This is a genomic window from Paenibacillus sp. AD87, assembly GCF_001659845.1.
Classification (GTDB): Bacteria; Bacillota; Bacilli; order Paenibacillales; family Paenibacillaceae; genus Paenibacillus; species Paenibacillus marchantiae.
The window spans coordinates 1,106,175-1,123,108 of record NZ_LXQN01000007.1 but is presented as its reverse complement, the minus strand read 5'-3'; the positions used below and the strand labels follow the sequence as shown (position 1 = coordinate 1,123,108).

The window sequence follows — 16,934 nt, the reverse complement described above, 5'->3', positions numbered from 1 at the left end:
CAGTGCTCTTTCTTAAACTGCATATACCTATTATATACACCCGCTACTTCTTCTCCTCGCTCTTTCGAGCCAGCGGAATTCCGTTTTCCTTTGCATACCATGCTTCATAATGATGCACCGCAACACCTGCAAAAGATGAATGAGAAGCGCCGAGATCAAACACTTTCTTTATTTCTTCGTCCATATTGGTGATAGATTTGCTGAAAAAGGTTAGATGATCGCCCTCATGCGTATCAGCCAGTTCGGCTCCAACCCATACCTTCTTGCCAAGCTCATCCGCTTCATCCAGCTCTTCCTTGGACAGATCATACATCTGCTGACCACTATCCCGATAGGCCATGATGGCTACCGCATCAAAGTGATCAATTACCCAGCGGCTGAATGTACCTCCGCCTTCTGCCGACTCGCGTGCATCCAGCCAGAAAGGGATTGCGGCACTCATGTAGAGTCCAGCATCATTACCAGCTTTGGTCCACGCCTTCATGTTGTCGCTCCACTCCGCAATGACGCTATTCTGCTCGTTCTCCCAGCGTTTTAGCTGATAAGGCTCAACATCCAGCTGAATTCCCTCAAAGCGTTCATTTTTGGCCGAAGCTGCATTATATTCCCGTACTTTTTCAATAAACGCAAGTCCCTCTTCCCGCTTCTCCGTATAGGCCCAGTCTGCATGACCATTAAGGGCATGTACTTCGATCTCAGCCTGCCTCGCAGCCGCGATGAATTTGCGGTATGTCGCATCGGGTACCTCATCCTGAATTTGCAGGAAAATGGTATTCACGCCCTGCGCCTTGGAGAAGGAGATAATTTCAGGCGTCTGCTCTGCAATAATGGAAGCGTCCCACAGCCAGGTCGCTTTGTGTTCCTCATGTGAAAACCATTTGAGTAGCCAGGGCAGAAGAAGCAGGCAGAACAGCAGGGCCAAGATGGCCCATTTTGCCTTCACCGACAGTTTGCCCCACTTGTTCGTTATATTCCTCAGACGAGCAACGCTTCACTTGGCTCAAGCACAGGGTGCTGTACCGAATGACCAATCTTGTAAATGTGCGGATGTGGATACGTTTTGAACGCATTACGTGTATCCAGAATCGGCACGCCCATCTCGGCAATATCAAAGTAAGGCAAATCGCTGTGGTTGGTGATCAGCACGATGCAGTCGTACTTCTTGAACTGTTCCAAGTTGAACACTTCGCTATATACCGTCTCGCCATGCTTGTCCAGGAACGATTCAGCATGTGGATCATAATAGCTGACATTGGCTCCACCTTCCTTGAACTGTTCATAGATTTCCAGTCCTGGAGATTCACGCAAATCGGCAATATTCGGTTTGTACGACATACCAAGCAACAGAATGTTGGATTTACGTACCGATTTCGCGTATTCATTCAGAATGGTTGATGTTTTGTTCAGTACATAATATGGCATATTGTCATTGGTGGATTGCGCCAGCTCAATGAACTTGCTGTAGAAACGGAATCCTTTAGCCTTCCAGGACAGGTACATCGGATCAAGCGGGATGCAGTGACCACCGATGCCAGGGCCCGGATAGAAAGGCATGAATCCAAACGGCTTCGTCGCAGCTGCGTCGATAACTTCCCAGATATCGATGCCCATACGGTCACACATCATTGCCATTTCATTAACAAAGGCAATGTTTACGCTGCGGAATGTATTTTCCAGCAGTTTGGACATTTCAGCCACTTTTGGTGAAGATACAGGTACAACCGTTTCAACGTATTTGCTGTACAACGCTGTTCCCAGTTTGAGGCAAGCTTCAGTTGTTCCCCCGATTACTTTTGGTGTATTAAAAGTAGTGAATCGTCCGTTGGACGGGTCCACACGTTCAGGCGAGAAGCACAGGAAGTAGTCTTTGCCTGCTTCATGTCCGATCTTGTCCAGCTCATCCTGGATCAGTTCTTCGGTTGTACCCGGATAAGTGGTGCTCTCCAGCGTAATCAGCATGCCTGGTTTCATGTGCAGTTTAATCTGATCCACAACCGTCTCGATATAAGACGTATCCGGGTCCTGATTTTCACTAAGCGGTGTAGGTACGCAGATGCTCAGCGCGTCGATCACTCGCAGCATGCTGTAATCCGTTGTAGGCTGGAAGCGGCCGCTTTGCATCACTTTTTTCAATTCCTCGGACGAAATATCGTGAATATAGGAATCTCCCTGATAGATGCTCTCCACTTTGGATGCATCCAGATCAATTCCGATTACCGTGAAACCCTGATTGACCATTTCCACCGCAAGTGGTAATCCTACGTAACCGAGCCCGACCACGCCGAGCACCGCTTCTTTATTTTCAATAGCATTCAGTAATGTGTGGAATTGTTGATTCTCCATGATATTCCCTCCAACAGTGTATTTGTTTGGTTGATTGACGAATCCATTTGATAGATGTTTGTCTGTAGATGTACTTATTTGTCTGATAAAAATTAATGAAGGCTATCTGTTTCTCTTGGCTTTACTTGTGGTTGCGTTTAATGCAGGCAACGCCTGATTCGGGCATCCAGCTCCACAGGTGAGAACGGTTTGGTCATATAATCATCGACTCCGCTGCGGAAGCATTGACTGATCGTTTGTTCCACACGCTGTTCCGTTAATACGACGATTTTGGGCGGCTGAGCCACATCCAGGTTCTGGATATGTTGAATGAACGGCAGGCCATCAATGCCATACAGATTCAATTCGGTCAGAACGAGGTCAGGCGTGATTTTCTCAATCAGTTCCAGTGCAGCCAGTCCGTCCACCGCTTCATAGGTTTCATACCCCTGCATCTTCAGACGCAATTGCAGAAACTCGCGTACGGTCGGATCGTTATCCACAATCAAAATTCGTTCCGGCTCGTCTGCCGTCTTGTCCAGCGTGTAGATATGAATCTCCGACGGATCTACCAGCTTGGCGGACTCAGCCATATGTTGAATGGTTGCCTTTGAAGGACGCTCACCTGCCGGGAAACTTGCCAGCGTGATTTGCGGATCGGCACCAGGTACCGTCTCCTGCAATTCATGCTTGATGCGAAGCCCCTCATAATGAACCTCATCCAGTGTCAACCCTGGCAGCAGGACAGCAAGTGCCTGTGTGGCTCCATCCTGCCAGACCTGGTAGGCAGACTCACTGGTCTGCTCCAGATGTGTCCTGACCTGCTGCTCAGGCTGAGACTGCCCTGCACAATGGATGAACATTAAGCCGCATGTTTCGGCACCCGTTTCTTTCAATCCCTGTTCTACACTGCGGTACACATTAACGGCAGCCTCACGCTGCAATGTCGCCGTATTTGGCATGTTCTTTTCCACCCTTCTCCCTCGGTTATCTATATTGTTTCTGCTGTATTACTTTGATTACGCTGTGCTTAAGCCGCCTCGCTTGTCTTCTCTTCCTCGGACCAGCTCTGGCGTGTCATGGTACCCCATGAGTTGTTGTTTTGCATGAACTGGATATGCCCCTGCAATCTCCACAGCACGCCGAGCTGATGATAGCCGACGAATTTCAGAGCGGAGTAGAACAGCATTTTGACCAGATCGGATAGCTTGTTATACCGCTTGAATGCAATTTCCTCAAGCACAAGGGCTCCCACACTGAGCAGATAACCACTCACAATGTTGAGCGATCCAAAGAGCACAAGTATCGGCCACTGGGTCATATCCATCAGTACATATCCCGTTAGAGCGAGAAGTCCGGTAATTCGGAAATACGGATTCAGCGCTTCAAAAAGAATGTTGTACGGCATGGTCAGCATGCCCATGACTTTATATTTCGGGTTGAACAACATGCCGCGATTCTCGATCATGTTCTTCAGATTTCCACGTCCCCAGCGTTTGCGCTGACTGGACAAGATCCGGTAGGAATCCGGCGCCTGTGTCCAGCACACGGCTTCAGGGCAGAAGGCTACGCGGTATTTCAATTTATTCTCCAACATATAACGGTGAAGTTTGATGATAATGTTCATGTCTTCACCCGGATAACCGTCCCGGTATCCCCCAACCGCAATAACCGCATCCTTGCGGAACATGCCGAAGGCACCCGAGACGATGATCAGACCATTCATATGACTCCAACCGATCCGTCCGCCGAGAAAAGCTTTGAGATACTCGATGGACTGGAACATCGGCCAAATCTTGCGAGGCAGTGAAACGTCCTGCACTGCCCCATTCTCGATTTTGCAGCCGTTGGCTATCCGTACATCCCCGCCAATAGCCACCGTCTCTTCCGGATTCTCCATATACATGCGAGCCATACGAATCAGGGCATCCTTCTCCAGCAAAGAGTCGGCATCGATGGAAGAAATCAACGGATAATGAGACAGGTTGATCCCGGCATTGAGGGAATCGGCCTTCCCGCCGTTTTCCTTGTCAATGACATACAGGTCAGGAAATTCCGGATTGTGGTAGATCCCGCGAATTTTCTGACAGGAAATCTTGCCCCTAATCATCGTGTTGGGTACCGGCTTCAGACGATATTCTTCCAGCAACACCTTCAGGGTCGTATCGCTTGAACCATCATTCACCACGATGACTTCATACGTTGGATAATTCAGCGTCATCAGACAGTTCACATTTTCAATAATCGTCAGTTCCTCGTTATATGCGGGCACCAGCAAGGAAACCGAGGGTACCAGCTCCGAGCCTGACAACGTATTGTATTTGGAATAATGCGATCGCCTGAAGATCGTCCAAATATTACGGAATGATAAGGCCAGAATGGAAAAGTAAAGCGTATTTACGGCAACGACATAATAGATTGCAACCATGCCGTAGATTAATAGTAGATCTCTAAGCAGTGTAATCCCCTCCTACCGCAGCCACACCTGTACGTTTCTTGCTTGTTATCCGGTTCCCACGTACGGGACCGAAGTACCGATCATACAGCAGCCTTTTTTTGTTATGTGCAATCATCTGGTCAACGGCTTTGTGGTCTGTTCCTGAGTGCTGCATCGTACTCTCAATCTGCTGCATTGCAATTTCCCGTTCAGCACCTGTGCCCTCCACAGCCGCCTGACACAAGGCTTCAAATCCCGGTTCACCCAGCTTGCCAAGGCTCTCAGCACTGTTATAGCGTACTCCCCAATCTTCATCACGCAGCGCTTTGCGCAGCAGTGGAATGCTGCCTGCCGCATGTTTCGAACCGAGCGCCTGCACCACTTCGGCACGCACCTCCGGGTCCGAATCCTGCATGAGCTTCAGAATGGTCTCGTCCTGAAGTGCCGGACTTGCGCTAAGATATAGCTTCACCGCTTCTGCCCGTACATCCTGATGTTCTGCGCCAACAAGTCTGTCGAGTGCAGGCATCACTTCTGGTACAGCTTGTCCCCACATCGCAACCAATCCCACTTTGACAAAGTCAGGATTGCGATCTTCCAGCAACTCAATCAGAATTCTGCTTGTATCCAGACTGGTTTCGAGCAAAATATCTGCTGCCAGATGATGAATCGATTTTCCTTTGGTTAACAGCAACGCGAGCATATCTTTCAGTTCACCCTGACGGATGGTACATCTTGCGATCGAACGACCAATCATAATTGCCATCGGACCAGGTTTTTCTTCCTTAAGCAATTCCATCAAGCCTGGAACGGCCTCTGGACAACGCATGCCGCCCAATCGATAAGCTGCATCAATCTGGCGTCCGTAACGAATACGACTCAGTTCCTTCAGATCATGCTCTACAAATCCGGCTTCACGGCAAAGTACAATTAATTTGTTGCGATACTCGCCCTTGAACTGATCAATCCATTCAATAAGTTTGCTCTGGATGACCCGACGCTCGAGTGGGGCCAACTTCCCAGGTGGCAATCTCAGGGGACTGTCCTCTGTCAGCGCCGTCTGCAGATACGTAAAGTAGTCACGCTGCTTTAATTTATAAAACTCAATCTTGCGCCGTTTGCCGTTGTGGGACATTTTCATGGCAAACAGCAGGATTACACCCACAGCGACGAGCGCCGTACAGATGTATAGAAATAGATAAGCCAAAGCCAAATTCGGAAACATGTGAAAAGGTCCTCCTTTATACTCATTTATTCGGTCTGAAAACTTGGAATTTGTTCATACCGTTTCTTCATTTCCTCGTAGCTCAGTTTCAGTCGTTCACTGTACTGTACCTGCTCCCAGGGCTGCCAGCTGTATATAGGCAATGTCTTCACATCCAGTGTCTTCTGTTCACCACCAGGCCAAGAGATATTTCCAGTAGAACGATCCATTAGCCACGGAATCAGGGTCACACCTTTGACTGCGACGGTTTCGAATTCCCGCCCACCTTTCAGCGCTCCATACTTGATCGCTTGCAGTGAACTTGGGTCACCGAATCCAAGCAGCATCCATGGAATACGCATCTCGACCTGATTACCGTTATATTGCCAGGCGGTTAACGAATCGGTATCGGACTGATCCGGAGCTGTCGTTCCCCGTTTCAACGTACCGACCTTCTCATTCATGAACGGTTGGGCGGACCGGGTATCCGGTGGGGTCATCCGCAGGCTGACCCCCAGGTTCCATGGATGGAATGGATCTGCCGCATTCTCTTGCTCCTCGGGCAGCATCCCGTAACCGTCCTTGCCATAGAGGCGCTGGTTAAAGTCATAGTCCTTGGCGATCTCCACTTGTGATTCATCATCCTGTCCCAATGTAATCACTGTTTCGAGTCCGTCACTCAGCGTTCGATCCGGAAGTCTCGTACCCGGCTGATTGCCGCCATCCAGCGTATCCGTTCCGATGCGCAGCAAGGTCTGGTCCGGGTCAAAAGGTTGATCCAGCGTCATGCCAATGTACAGGTAGGCTTCATCATGGGTCATTTTCATTTCCTTGATGCCATCTACCTTGCCTTGCCAGACGGTGACCTCTTCCTTCTTCAGCGCATTCCAGTCATCCAGCTTCCCGTCGATGGTCAGCTGTTCCTGCTTACCGGGGTCCATGGCGAGCAGACCGAACATCTTCTCATTCGTCAGCACGTTCAGCCAGTAGGCCCGCCGATCAGCCGGAATTTCCAGCGGCATCGTGTTCCAGGTTTTTTTGAACCACTCATCCTGCCACATGAACAAAATCGCTCCCGCATACCCTTCATCATAAATATCCTGAGTCAGCGATGCGTCGATCTCGCCCTGCTCGACCTCGTTATGTCCGCCCTGATCCCGACCTCCCATACCGAGATGGGAGATTCCAAGCGAAGACGGTACACCGTACTCTGTAATCATTACAGGCATATCGGAAAACTCGGCTTTGAGCTTGCGCAGATAACTTTTGTACGTGTTGTACTCGCCGTTCTCATCCTTGATCGTCTGGAGTGTCTGGTCCGTATGGAACAAGTCCGGGTAATAAGGGTACACATGGTATGCTGCAAAATATCCGCCCTGCCACTCTTCCGGTTGAATATGACGCGCATCCACACTAACCAAATCCTCTTCGAACAATGGCTCGCCCGGATGATCCAACACATCGGTTGTTACCCAGTTCGTGAAGGTCATTGGATGCTCCCACCCGTATTTCTTCTCCAATACGGCGGTATAGTCCAGCAGCTCAGCCAGCCAATTCTCGAACGGTGATGCATCCTGCGTCCCGGAAAAATGAACGCCTTTGTACTGCGGCACATCGGGATGGCTCTCATTCGTGTTGTTCACCATCGAGGGGTCCCACTCGGTCCCCACATGCCAAGCCATCAGATATTTCCCGGCATTCGTCTTGTATTTGCCGCTTGACTCTCCCGGTTTATCGGGAATGTCCGCATTCCCATATACAGCCGATACCGCCTTTTCAATCTCCTGCTTGAACGTCTGCTCAATATGGTCAGCATAGGCATCCTGCTTTTCGATCAACTCTTCTTCCGGCGACCATATGCCCTGTATAAAATATAACGGTTGCTCCCGGCCACGGTTATACTCAACCAATGCGGTATAAAAAATCGGCTCATGTACCGTGTACACCCGGATTACATTGGCCCCCAGATCCTCAATCTGCTGGAACCACTTCAAGTAATCCTCTTTGGTCAACGGAAATTCGCCCGGGTAATGTCCTGGTGATGTAGCACCCAGGTTCACACCTTTCACGAACATCTCCTGCCATGAGCCATCGGGTCCATATTCCATGAACCGGTCTCCATCGGTCTTGAATTTCATCTCCGTGCCATTATCAGCTGTGTACGTAACGAGCTGGGGTTGCATATAGTGCCAGCCGGCAAATATTCCGCCTGTCACTACGGCCGCTCCTGTCAGCATCGTTAGCAACCAACGTCTTCGTCTTCGTCTGCTCATGGCTCTTGATTGCTCACCTCTCTAGTATGCATCCTGCTTCATCTGCGGATCTTAAATGACATGAAGGTCTGCGGGAAATCCCGCATCGGATGTCCGCTTTGGGTAGAGATGTCAGCGGTGTAGTTCTCACTATAGCTCTAAGACTCTGCATTTGTAACTAGGCTGTTGGAAGCAAACGTGAACTGCAACATTCTGCCCATAATTCGTAAAATGCGCCATCAACTAGCATCCATGAGCCCTTCTTGCTCTTATGTCCCATGGACACGAATATATGCCACTTTAACCGTCCGTTTGAGGTTCTTCCAGGCTTGCACATCTCTACCCGTTATTGTTATATGCAACGCGGATTGCGAGATCTGTTTCCGCTTGAACGCTTACCCCATTAAACGCTAATGATATTTTAAAGTTGCGGACATTTTTACAGTATTAACCATAAAGATTACAAAATTGATACTATAGTCCGATAACGTATCCTTGAAAACCCGCGTCCTATCAAGGTTTTCTGAAAAGTGCAGAAAATGAAAAAAGGACATCAGTCCCCCCCTATAGGACTGTGCCCATTTATATTACTTTTACATAAAGCCCAATGAACACCCGGTCATCACCCGGAAGTCACGGATCTCTTACACGAAATGTAAAAAAATACATCTTTTTTCCTAAATTTTGACTCTAATAGGTCCATCCAATAATTGTGTCCAATTTGCAAAATAATTCCGGTTGCCGCATCTGTCATTGTCGGATATGCTTATAAAACAGGAACACTTGTTCCATACTGTAAATAAACTGTAAAATAACGTTGGCTGAATGAATCCCATCACTGCACAGAAGCAGCCGAATCATGAATAAAAGGAGAGAAATACTATGCCCCGCAAAGACGGACGTGTCATTATGCTGGCCGATTGCCAGTCATTTTATGCCAGTGTGGAGAAGTCTGCACATCCTGAATACAGAGACCGTCCGCTTGTTGTTGCGGGAGATCCTGCACGCCGTTCAGGCATTATTCTGGCAGCCTGCCCACTCGCTAAGTCCTATGGGATTACTACAGCAGAACGGCTGGGTGAGGCTCTTGCCAAATGCCCCGATGTTGTCGTCATTCGTCCCCGGATGGCCGAATATATTCGTGTTTCCCTACACATTACCCGTATCCTTCAGTCCTATACCGATCTGGTTGAACCGTATAGCATTGACGAACAGTTTCTGGATGTCACCGGAAGTTTAGATCTGTTCGGCAGTCCCGAAACGATTGCCCGCAGCATTCAGGACAGGGTTATGGAAGAGACTGGCGTCTATATCCGCGTCGGCATCAGCGACACTAAGGTTGTCAGCAAGATGGCCTGTGACCTGTATGCCAAAAAAGTCCCCGGAGGCATCTATACATTGCCCCGCAAGGACGTGCAGACAACATTGTGGAAAAAGCCTGTTCGAGACATGTTTATGGTCGGTTCCCGGATGGGGCAGCATCTCTATAAGATGGGGATTCATACGATTGGGGATCTAGCGCAGACTCCATTGTCCCGGCTGAGAGAGCGTTGGGGTGTAAATGGTGAGGTACTGTGGCGTATTGCCCGCGGGATCGATGATTCTCCGGTAAAACCCGGGACATATGCTCACCAGCAGCAGGGCATTGGACATCAGATGACATTGCCTCGGGACTATGAATCGTGGGAAGACATCAAAGTGGTGCTGCTCGAACTGGCGGAGCTGGTCAGCCGGCGTTCCCGGGACAAATCGCTCATGGGCAATGTCGTCTCTGTAGGATGTCGGGGGCAGGATTACGATCGTCCAACCGGCTTCTCCCGCCAGATGAAGGTCAATGAACCTACCAACATCACCGATGAAGTATACGATGCGGCAGCAGCTCTGTTTCTGCGCCATTGGGACGGATTACCCATTCGCCGCATCAGCGTGTCATTGACTGGACTTGTGCCCGATTCCGAGGTACAGCTATCCTGGTTCGATGACCGCGAACGCAAAAGAGAACTAGAACGTGCCACGGATGACATCAAGCGCAAGTTCGGAGAAACCGCGATTATGCGTGCCTCCTCGCTCTGCTCGTCTGCGCAGGCACAAGACCGTTCTCATAAAATTGGAGGTCACTATAAATGAGTAAAAAATTACAGCAAAACGGGATTTTTGAGTCGTCGCGCATGATGCTTCCCGAACACCGGGAAGCCTACATCATTCATCAGGAACAACTTGCTCCCCGTACCCGTCCATCTCTGGATGCCCAGGCAGCGGAAGAAATGTCACGTTTGCTTAGTAACTCCATGCTGCTCGGGGATACAGTCACCATCACCCTGTTCCATGAACATGATGATATCCGCTTTACCGGACAGGTGCTCCGATTGGACTCCCCTGCCCGTACCCTTAAGCTGCTGATGGAGAGTGGGACTCGGGACATTCAGATGAATCTTATTACGGATGTGGTACTCGCGAATGAATGATGCGCGCCAAAGACCCAGACGTCAGACAGCCTTACTTTTCTGGGTGTTTGACTCGTCAATATGAACCATATCTTAAGGAGTGAAGCTTTTTTTTGGTTTACCATATTTCGCTCCCGAGGCGAATGAACTTGATATAAAGGGAGCATCCCGAATTCACCCCAGCGTTGCGGGTGTACCGGAATAGATGCAGCATGGCCATTGCTATGCAGGACCCTTTTCCTACGGGATCTGAACCAAGACTGAAGTAGCCAACAAGCCACATTCCTATCGGACTATTTCGTTCCAAAGAAGCAAAAGGACGAATTGGTGATTCATCGGCTACTCAGGAGGGTAAGGGGATGACTTCGTTAGAACAAACTCCAGTCAAATTCTCTGGAAAGACGCTCAAGCAGATGCACGCCTGCAATGCTGTTTCCTTTCCGATTCAGAGCCGGACCTACAAGACCGATGCCAAACTGGCCTGGAACCAGAGTCAGAATTCCACCCGACACTCCACTCTTGGCAGGCAACCCGACCTGAATCGCGAATTCGCCTGATGCATTATACATACCGCAGGTAGTCATGAACGTTTTGGCGATCTGCACATAACGACGAGGAATAAGCTCAATCCCGGTGATCGGATCTGTCCCGTCATAAGCAAGCACCAGTGACATACGGGCCAGGTCTGCACAAGTCACCTCGATGGAGCAATGGCGGAAATAGACGGCAAGCACATCTTCGACGTCATCCTTGAGCACACCATTGTGCTTCAGAAAATAACCAAGCGAGCGGTTCAGATGGCCTGTCTCCGATTCGGACCGATATACCGCCTCGTTATAGTCCAGCCGCTCATTATTCGCGAGCTTGCGGAAAAATTCCAAAATGCGCCGTGACTTCTCCTCTTTACAATCCCCGGCAATCAAGGACGATACCGTGATCGCGCCCGCATTGATCAATGGATTAAACGGAATGCCCGGTTCGACCAGTTCAAGCTTGATCATGGAATCATAATCATCGCCGGTAGGTTCTTTTCCTACATTAAAAAAGACCGCTTCCTCCCCATGATCCATCAGGGCCAGAATGAGTGTAAATACCTTGGAGATACTTTGCATCGTAAACGGGACACCACAATCTCCGGCTGACACATGATTGCCTTCGGCGTTCATGATATGTATACCCAGTTCGTCCTGTGAGGCCTTGAATAACTCGGGAATATAAGAGGCTACTTTCCCCTGTCCGGTGTGCAGACGGCTGGTCTCCAGCCATTCCGGCAGCAACTGGTTCAGACGTTCCATTGCAGCATTGCTCATCTCCATCTCCTCCAAATCTCTGTATGAGCATTTCGCATGCCTCCGAATGACAATTTCCCATTAAAGTGATGCAAAATGCCCGATATAGTATGATTACCCGCAAAAGCCTGATCCCTTACCGCTTCACCTGAAGATTCAGCTCCAGAATCTCGCCGGGTAACCCCTGATAATCCCCAACCCATGTAGATACAAAGTTCTGTCTGAGCAATATTCGACGTGATGCCGCATTGGACGGATCGATAACCGCATAGAGTACACCAATTCCCGCCGCCTGTGCCTGAATAATCAGCCGAGCTGCGATGGAAGTCCCGTGTCCTTTCCCCCAATGCTCCGGCAGAATCATGTAACCCATTTCCGCCCGGGACGGATCGGATTCATCCGGGATCAGTTTGGCGTAGGCCATTCCTACCCCATCTTCACCAGATATTCGATAATAGCCACAATTGTTGCCGAGATTATAATTCAGCATGGATTCAAATTCCGCCGTAGCTTCATGCTCAGGCAGAGCACGTTCGGTAATCTGTTGCATGACTTCAATATTGGACACAAGTGCATAATAATCAGCAAAATCAGATGGTGCATATTTCAAGAAATTCATGACGTACATACCTCCTCCAAATGGCTAATAAGGACTTGCTCTTTTTATTTCACCTAGAGTATACCAGAAGCCAAGTATGCATTGCACACAACCACTTCATGTACAAAAGTCTCATTCCTATCGGGTCCAGCAGGTACCAAAAAAGCGGCCTCCGTAGGAAACCGCCCAGCTTGCTTTTTATAAAATAGAACTTCGTCCCCACTACGATCAGCTTGCCCGGGATGAAGGGTTAAGATTCATCTGCTGTTCACGTTGACGTGTACGACGTCCTTGACCCGGAGGCGTAATAATCAACGCCAGCAAGAGCGAGATGGCACACAGTACAGCGATCACAATAAAGGTAAGATGGAATCCACCCAGCATGGCGCTGATAAACGATCCAGCCAAGGCACCAAATCCAAATCCCTGATAGATGACTCCGTAGTTTTTGCTCTGATTTTTCAGTCCAAAGTAATCTGCCACAATCGCCGGGAAGACCGTGATATTGCCACCGAAACAGAATGCGATAGCGGCTACACAGGCGAAGAAGATGCCAAAGCTCAGCGGTACCAGGCTCAGCGTCATTACGGCAACAGCCGTAACCAACAGTGCTCCGGCAATAACTTTCATTCGTCCTACTTTATCCGACAGCGCCCCCAGAATGATACGTCCAGCGGTGTTAAAGATCGCAACCATCGCCACCGCATTGGCCGCCGTAGCCACATTAAGACCTGCCAACTGCACACCGATGTCTTTCACAATACCGATCAGATACAGTCCACTCATACAGGCCGTGAAGAAAATAACGAACAGCATATACGCTTCTTTCGTGCGCAGCATTTCTTTGACCGTATAATCATGACGTGTTACTTGTTGCTTCCCACCGTCTGTGCTGCTTACTGCCGGAGCTTGTTCACGGACAACCGCTTCACGGATCAGGAACGAGCCACCCACGATCAATACCAACACAATAATGCCCCAGTACATAAAAGCTTGAGCAGGACCAACAGCACCGATTAATGCCGAGTTCACGTATTTGAACAACAGACTGCCTGTACCAAAGGCCCCGACCGAAATACCTGAGATCAGACCTTTTCGCTCAGGGAACCACTTGATCAGGTTGGACAGGGAAGTAATGTACGCCGTACCATCCGCGAATCCAACCACAAATCCGGCCAGGATGTAGAGTAGTGTCAACGAACTCACTTGAGAACTGAGCACGAGTCCCAGACCAAGCACAACTCCGGCTACCCGAATCAGGCGACGAAGTCCCCAGCGTTCTTGCAGTCGGCCCGCAAATAGTGTGGCAAATGCCAAAGCAAAGCTGGTAATCGAAAATGTTATCGCGACCGAGCTGACGTCCCATCCGAAACGATCAGACAACGGTTGATTAAATAAACTCCAGGTGTAGATGGTTCCGAGACCCATTTGTACAATAATGGTTCCCAGTACAATAAGCCAGCGGTTCATTTTCATAGTTGTAGATGCTGAATTAGGTGCGGATGAAATAGCTGCTTTCATCGTGATCTCCCCTTTGCCGATGTCATATATATGAATGCGTTCACAAGCTAATCATACATGAAAGGGGATTCATTACACCGATTTGAGCATGAGTTGCATCAGATGCGGAATGAAATGCCTCTAGATGCGCATGAGCTGCCTGAATTCTTTGACTTTGCCCCGGCTAACCGGTACTTCAGCCTCCAGATCACGCAAACGAAGCAGGTACGTATTGTTAAACCAAGGCACAATTTCACGAATTTGAGACAAATTCACGACGTAAGAACGATGGCAGCGGAAAAAGGTTTCCAGCGGTAATCGACCGTGAAAATCCGAAATACTGACCGGCATGGTAAACTCACCGTTTTTGGTATACACCTTCGTAACTTTCTCTTGAGCTTCCGCATAATAAATATCGGCGGTGTCTGTCACAATAATATTGTCATTGCGCAGCAGGTTAATGCGTCGTTCCGTCTGGGTATTGGATTCACGCGCCTGCATATTTGATGCAGACCATTCATCGTTGGCTTGAGCCGCATTGTGAGCCTGCCCATCGTCACTGCCATGTTCACGTTTCTCCTGCTCATGATCCCGTTTGAACGCCGTTTCGAGTTTATTCAGCATCGCGGCAATTCGTTTCTCATCATAGGGCTTCAGAATATAGTCAAACGCCTCCAGCTCAAACGCTTCAGCCGCATGCTCCTTATAAGCCGTTGTGAATACGATATATGGCTTGCTCGCAAACTTTCCAATATGATGTGCCAGCATCATGCCGTCCAGCGAAGGGATATTTATATCAAGAAAAATAACGTCGACTTCCTGCTCCTGCAGAAACTTCAGCACATCCAGTCCATCTTCCAGACAATCTACCACTTCAATTTGGCTATGTTCCTGTATCAAGTAATTCAGTTCCTCACATGCCGGAATTTCATCTTCAACAATAAGGGCTCTCATCGACCGTTCATCACCTTGTTAATACATCTCCTTTGGGTACATCAAATAAAATATCGGTTCCTTGCTCCAGCCGTGTAATCGTTAACCCTTGTCCATAAATGAGCTTCACCCGACGATGCACGTTGTACAACCCGATCTGGTTGGCAGGCATCCGGTCATGGTATACACGCTCAATAATATCGGCTCCAATGCCTGCTCCTGTATCACTGACCCCAATTCGCACAAAGTCAGGATAGTCCTGTACCCGAATCCGTACGGTCCCGGGTCCTTTTACCTTGAGGATACCGTGGATAATGGCATTTTCCACAAGCGGCTGAATGACCAGACTTGGAATATGCACAGCCACCTCATCAATATCATAGATGACGTTAAGCCTGCTGCCGAAGCGCGCCTTCTCGATTTCCACATAATTGCGGACCTGCTCCAGCTCTTTGTGAATATCAATAAGCTCATCCGATAGCTCCAGGTTATAACGCATATATCCAGACAGATTCACAATCAGCTCACGCGCCCTATCCGGCTTGGTGCGAATCGATGAGGCAATCGCGTTCAGCGCATTGAATAGAAAATGAGGATGGATTGTGGTCTGCAATGCACGCAGCTCCGCTTTATTGGCCGCAGCCTTGATCTCCTCCACACGTGATACTTCCATCTGGGTGGAAATAATCTGGGACAGGCCCACAGCCATCGTTTGCAAAGGATACGTAATCTTGTACGCTTTGCGGTAATAGATTTTCAGGGCACCCGTCACTTCGCCACGCTCTTTAAGCGGAATGATGAGGAGAGAGTGGATATCCGGCGTTTTTTCGTCAATTACATCATTGCTGATCGTAATCTCTCCGCTGGAGATCGTCTTCTTCGTCATCTCACTAATAATTTCATTACCGATGTGATATCGTTCCTCACCAAATCCCACATAAGCCAGTACATTTCGGGTATCCGTAATCGCAACCGCATCAGCCTGAATATCCTCCTGAATAATCCGGCAGATCGTACGCAGGGAGTCTTCATCAATGGAACGGAAGTACGGCAAGGTCTTGTTCGCAATCTCCAGCGCCAGCTTGGCCTGACGAGCTGCAATCATTTCCTTTTCCCCTTCCACACTCTGCACCAGCAGTACGATTAGCCCAATATTCACCTCACCTAATATCATCGGCAGCGCAATCTTCGAGACAATGTCGGCCCCCAGTGGATCGGGATAGGAATACAGCAGGATGAGCAGCATCGTAAGCGCCTCACAGATCATTCCGGCCGCAATACCGATCATCCAGCGCTTCGACTTAGGCGTATACTTATGTATATACCCGGAGACCAGACCTGCAAGGATACTCGTGATCAGGCACGGGATCGCCGTAACTCCATCCATATCGATTAAATATCGATGCACCCCGGACACAATCCCGGTAATGATGCCCACAGGCCCCCCGAACAGAATACCGCCAGACATAACAGCAATAATGCGCACATTCACCAGCGAGCCTTCCACATTAATACCGGTATAGGTACCGAAGATAGCAAATGCACAGAATAACAACGTAACCGCAATGTACTCCTGCCATCTCAATTTTCCCTTTTGCAATATCTGTCTAAACCGCGGTATCCTCGACAGAAAGAATAAAAATATAATCAGCAGTGCCGCACGTTCAAACAAACCCAGCAGCATCGTAAACATCTCCGTCAATCTGACTTCCTCCACATCCGTCAAAAATAAACGCCCATTATCGCAGCAGCGTTTTCCTCACCTTGAAATCCATGTATGCTCGTATGCAACAGTTTACCGCTCCCCCAGAAGGAAAGCAAAGTCGATCCTGTGAAAATGGAAGTAGCCGAAAGTCGCTAACCTATTGAACAGACGATACGGAATTCATTTTGCTCCAAACCATTCTCTTCCCTACCAACAAAGCTTCACTTACCTACACATATAACTCCACTTC

General features: G+C 49.0%; 13 protein-coding genes. 2 read left to right on the top strand and 11 right to left on the bottom strand.

All coding sequences use genetic code 11. The features are described from left to right. Nucleotides 1–43: 43 nt before the first annotated feature. The 6 genes from gpAD87_RS05100 to gpAD87_RS05075 form a co-directional block, all read right to left on the bottom strand. Complete coding sequence (locus tag gpAD87_RS05100; protein WP_231952444.1) at nt 44–943, bottom strand: hypothetical protein; 900 nt, start codon at nt 941–943, stop codon at nt 44–46. A gap of 32 nt (nt 944–975) precedes the next feature. Beyond that, nucleotides 976–2,343, bottom strand: a complete 1,368-nt coding sequence (locus gpAD87_RS05095; RefSeq protein WP_063565622.1) for a nucleotide sugar dehydrogenase — start codon at nt 2,341–2,343, stop codon at nt 976–978. Nucleotides 2,344–2,480: 137 nt separating this feature from the next. Continuing rightward, nucleotides 2,481–3,284, bottom strand: coding sequence for a response regulator (locus gpAD87_RS05090; RefSeq protein ID WP_063565621.1), 804 nt, complete (start codon nt 3,282–3,284; stop codon nt 2,481–2,483). Nucleotides 3,285–3,352: 68 nt separating this feature from the next. After that, nucleotides 3,353–4,750, bottom strand: coding sequence for a glycosyltransferase family 2 protein (locus tag gpAD87_RS05085; RefSeq protein ID WP_170867934.1), 1,398 nt, complete (start codon nt 4,748–4,750; stop codon nt 3,353–3,355). Between the two features lie 22 nt (nt 4,751–4,772). Further along, complete coding sequence (locus tag gpAD87_RS05080; RefSeq protein WP_063565620.1) at nt 4,773–5,984, bottom strand: HEAT repeat domain-containing protein; 1,212 nt, start codon at nt 5,982–5,984, stop codon at nt 4,773–4,775. Nucleotides 5,985–6,010: 26 nt separating this feature from the next. Further along, nucleotides 6,011–8,236, bottom strand: coding sequence for a hypothetical protein (locus tag gpAD87_RS05075; RefSeq protein WP_064636636.1), 2,226 nt, complete (start codon nt 8,234–8,236; stop codon nt 6,011–6,013). 861 nt (nt 8,237–9,097) lie between these two features. Here gpAD87_RS05075 and gpAD87_RS05070 point away from each other — a divergent pair. Together gpAD87_RS05070 and gpAD87_RS05065 are read left to right on the top strand one after the other, a co-directional pair. Then, nucleotides 9,098–10,342, top strand: a complete 1,245-nt coding sequence (locus gpAD87_RS05070; RefSeq protein WP_063565618.1) for a DNA polymerase IV — start codon at nt 9,098–9,100, stop codon at nt 10,340–10,342. Continuing rightward, on the top strand, nt 10,339–10,680 hold the full coding sequence (locus tag gpAD87_RS05065) for a YolD-like family protein (protein WP_064636634.1): 342 nt from the start codon (nt 10,339–10,341) through the stop codon (nt 10,678–10,680). Before gpAD87_RS05070 ends, gpAD87_RS05065 begins: the two co-directional genes overlap by 4 nt. Before the next feature lie 347 nt (nt 10,681–11,027). On the opposite strand, the gene glsA is transcribed toward gpAD87_RS05065, so the two are convergent. The 5 genes from glsA to gpAD87_RS05040 form a co-directional block, all read right to left on the bottom strand. Further along, nucleotides 11,028–11,969: a glutaminase A gene (glsA, locus tag gpAD87_RS05060; protein ID WP_064636632.1), complete on the bottom strand. Its 942-nt coding sequence runs from the start codon at nt 11,967–11,969 to the stop codon at nt 11,028–11,030. 115 nt (nt 11,970–12,084) lie between these two features. After that, nucleotides 12,085–12,567 (bottom strand): GNAT family N-acetyltransferase, encoded by a 483-nt coding sequence (locus gpAD87_RS05055; protein ID WP_197521370.1) that lies wholly within the window; start codon nt 12,565–12,567, stop codon nt 12,085–12,087. Between the two features lie 207 nt (nt 12,568–12,774). Beyond that, nucleotides 12,775–14,067 (bottom strand): L-lactate MFS transporter, encoded by a 1,293-nt coding sequence (locus gpAD87_RS05050; protein WP_197521369.1) that lies wholly within the window; start codon nt 14,065–14,067, stop codon nt 12,775–12,777. A 120-nt stretch (nt 14,068–14,187) separates the two neighbouring features. After that, nucleotides 14,188–15,000, bottom strand: coding sequence for a LytR/AlgR family response regulator transcription factor (locus gpAD87_RS05045; protein WP_064636628.1), 813 nt, complete (start codon nt 14,998–15,000; stop codon nt 14,188–14,190). 10 nt (nt 15,001–15,010) lie between these two features. Continuing rightward, on the bottom strand, nt 15,011–16,663 hold the full coding sequence (locus gpAD87_RS05040) for a sensor histidine kinase (protein ID WP_064640750.1): 1,653 nt from the start codon (nt 16,661–16,663) through the stop codon (nt 15,011–15,013). Between the last annotated feature and the right edge of the window lie 271 nt (nt 16,664–16,934).

Coding starts and splice junctions, on each gene's coding strand:
- gpAD87_RS05095 (WP_063565622.1), bottom strand. CDS start 2,343: ATGGAGAATCAACAATTCCACACATTACTGAATGCTATTGAAAATAAA.
- gpAD87_RS05090 (WP_063565621.1), bottom strand. CDS start 3,284: ATGCCAAATACGGCGACATTGCAGCGTGAGGCTGCCGTTAATGTGTAC.
- gpAD87_RS05085 (WP_170867934.1), bottom strand. CDS start 4,750: ATGGTTGCAATCTATTATGTCGTTGCCGTAAATACGCTTTACTTTTCC.
- gpAD87_RS05080 (WP_063565620.1), bottom strand. CDS start 5,984: ATGTTTCCGAATTTGGCTTTGGCTTATCTATTTCTATACATCTGTACG.
- gpAD87_RS05075 (WP_064636636.1), bottom strand. CDS start 8,236: ATGAGCAGACGAAGACGAAGACGTTGGTTGCTAACGATGCTGACAGGA.
- gpAD87_RS05070 (WP_063565618.1), top strand. CDS start 9,098: ATGCCCCGCAAAGACGGACGTGTCATTATGCTGGCCGATTGCCAGTCA.
- gpAD87_RS05065 (WP_064636634.1), top strand. CDS start 10,339: ATGAGTAAAAAATTACAGCAAAACGGGATTTTTGAGTCGTCGCGCATG.
- glsA (WP_064636632.1), bottom strand. CDS start 11,969: ATGAGCAATGCTGCAATGGAACGTCTGAACCAGTTGCTGCCGGAATGG.
- gpAD87_RS05055 (WP_197521370.1), bottom strand. CDS start 12,567: ATGAATTTCTTGAAATATGCACCATCTGATTTTGCTGATTATTATGCA.
- gpAD87_RS05050 (WP_197521369.1), bottom strand. CDS start 14,067: ATGAAAGCAGCTATTTCATCCGCACCTAATTCAGCATCTACAACTATG.
- gpAD87_RS05045 (WP_064636628.1), bottom strand. CDS start 15,000: ATGAGAGCCCTTATTGTTGAAGATGAAATTCCGGCATGTGAGGAACTG.
- gpAD87_RS05040 (WP_064640750.1), bottom strand. CDS start 16,663: ATGCTGCTGGGTTTGTTTGAACGTGCGGCACTGCTGATTATATTTTTA.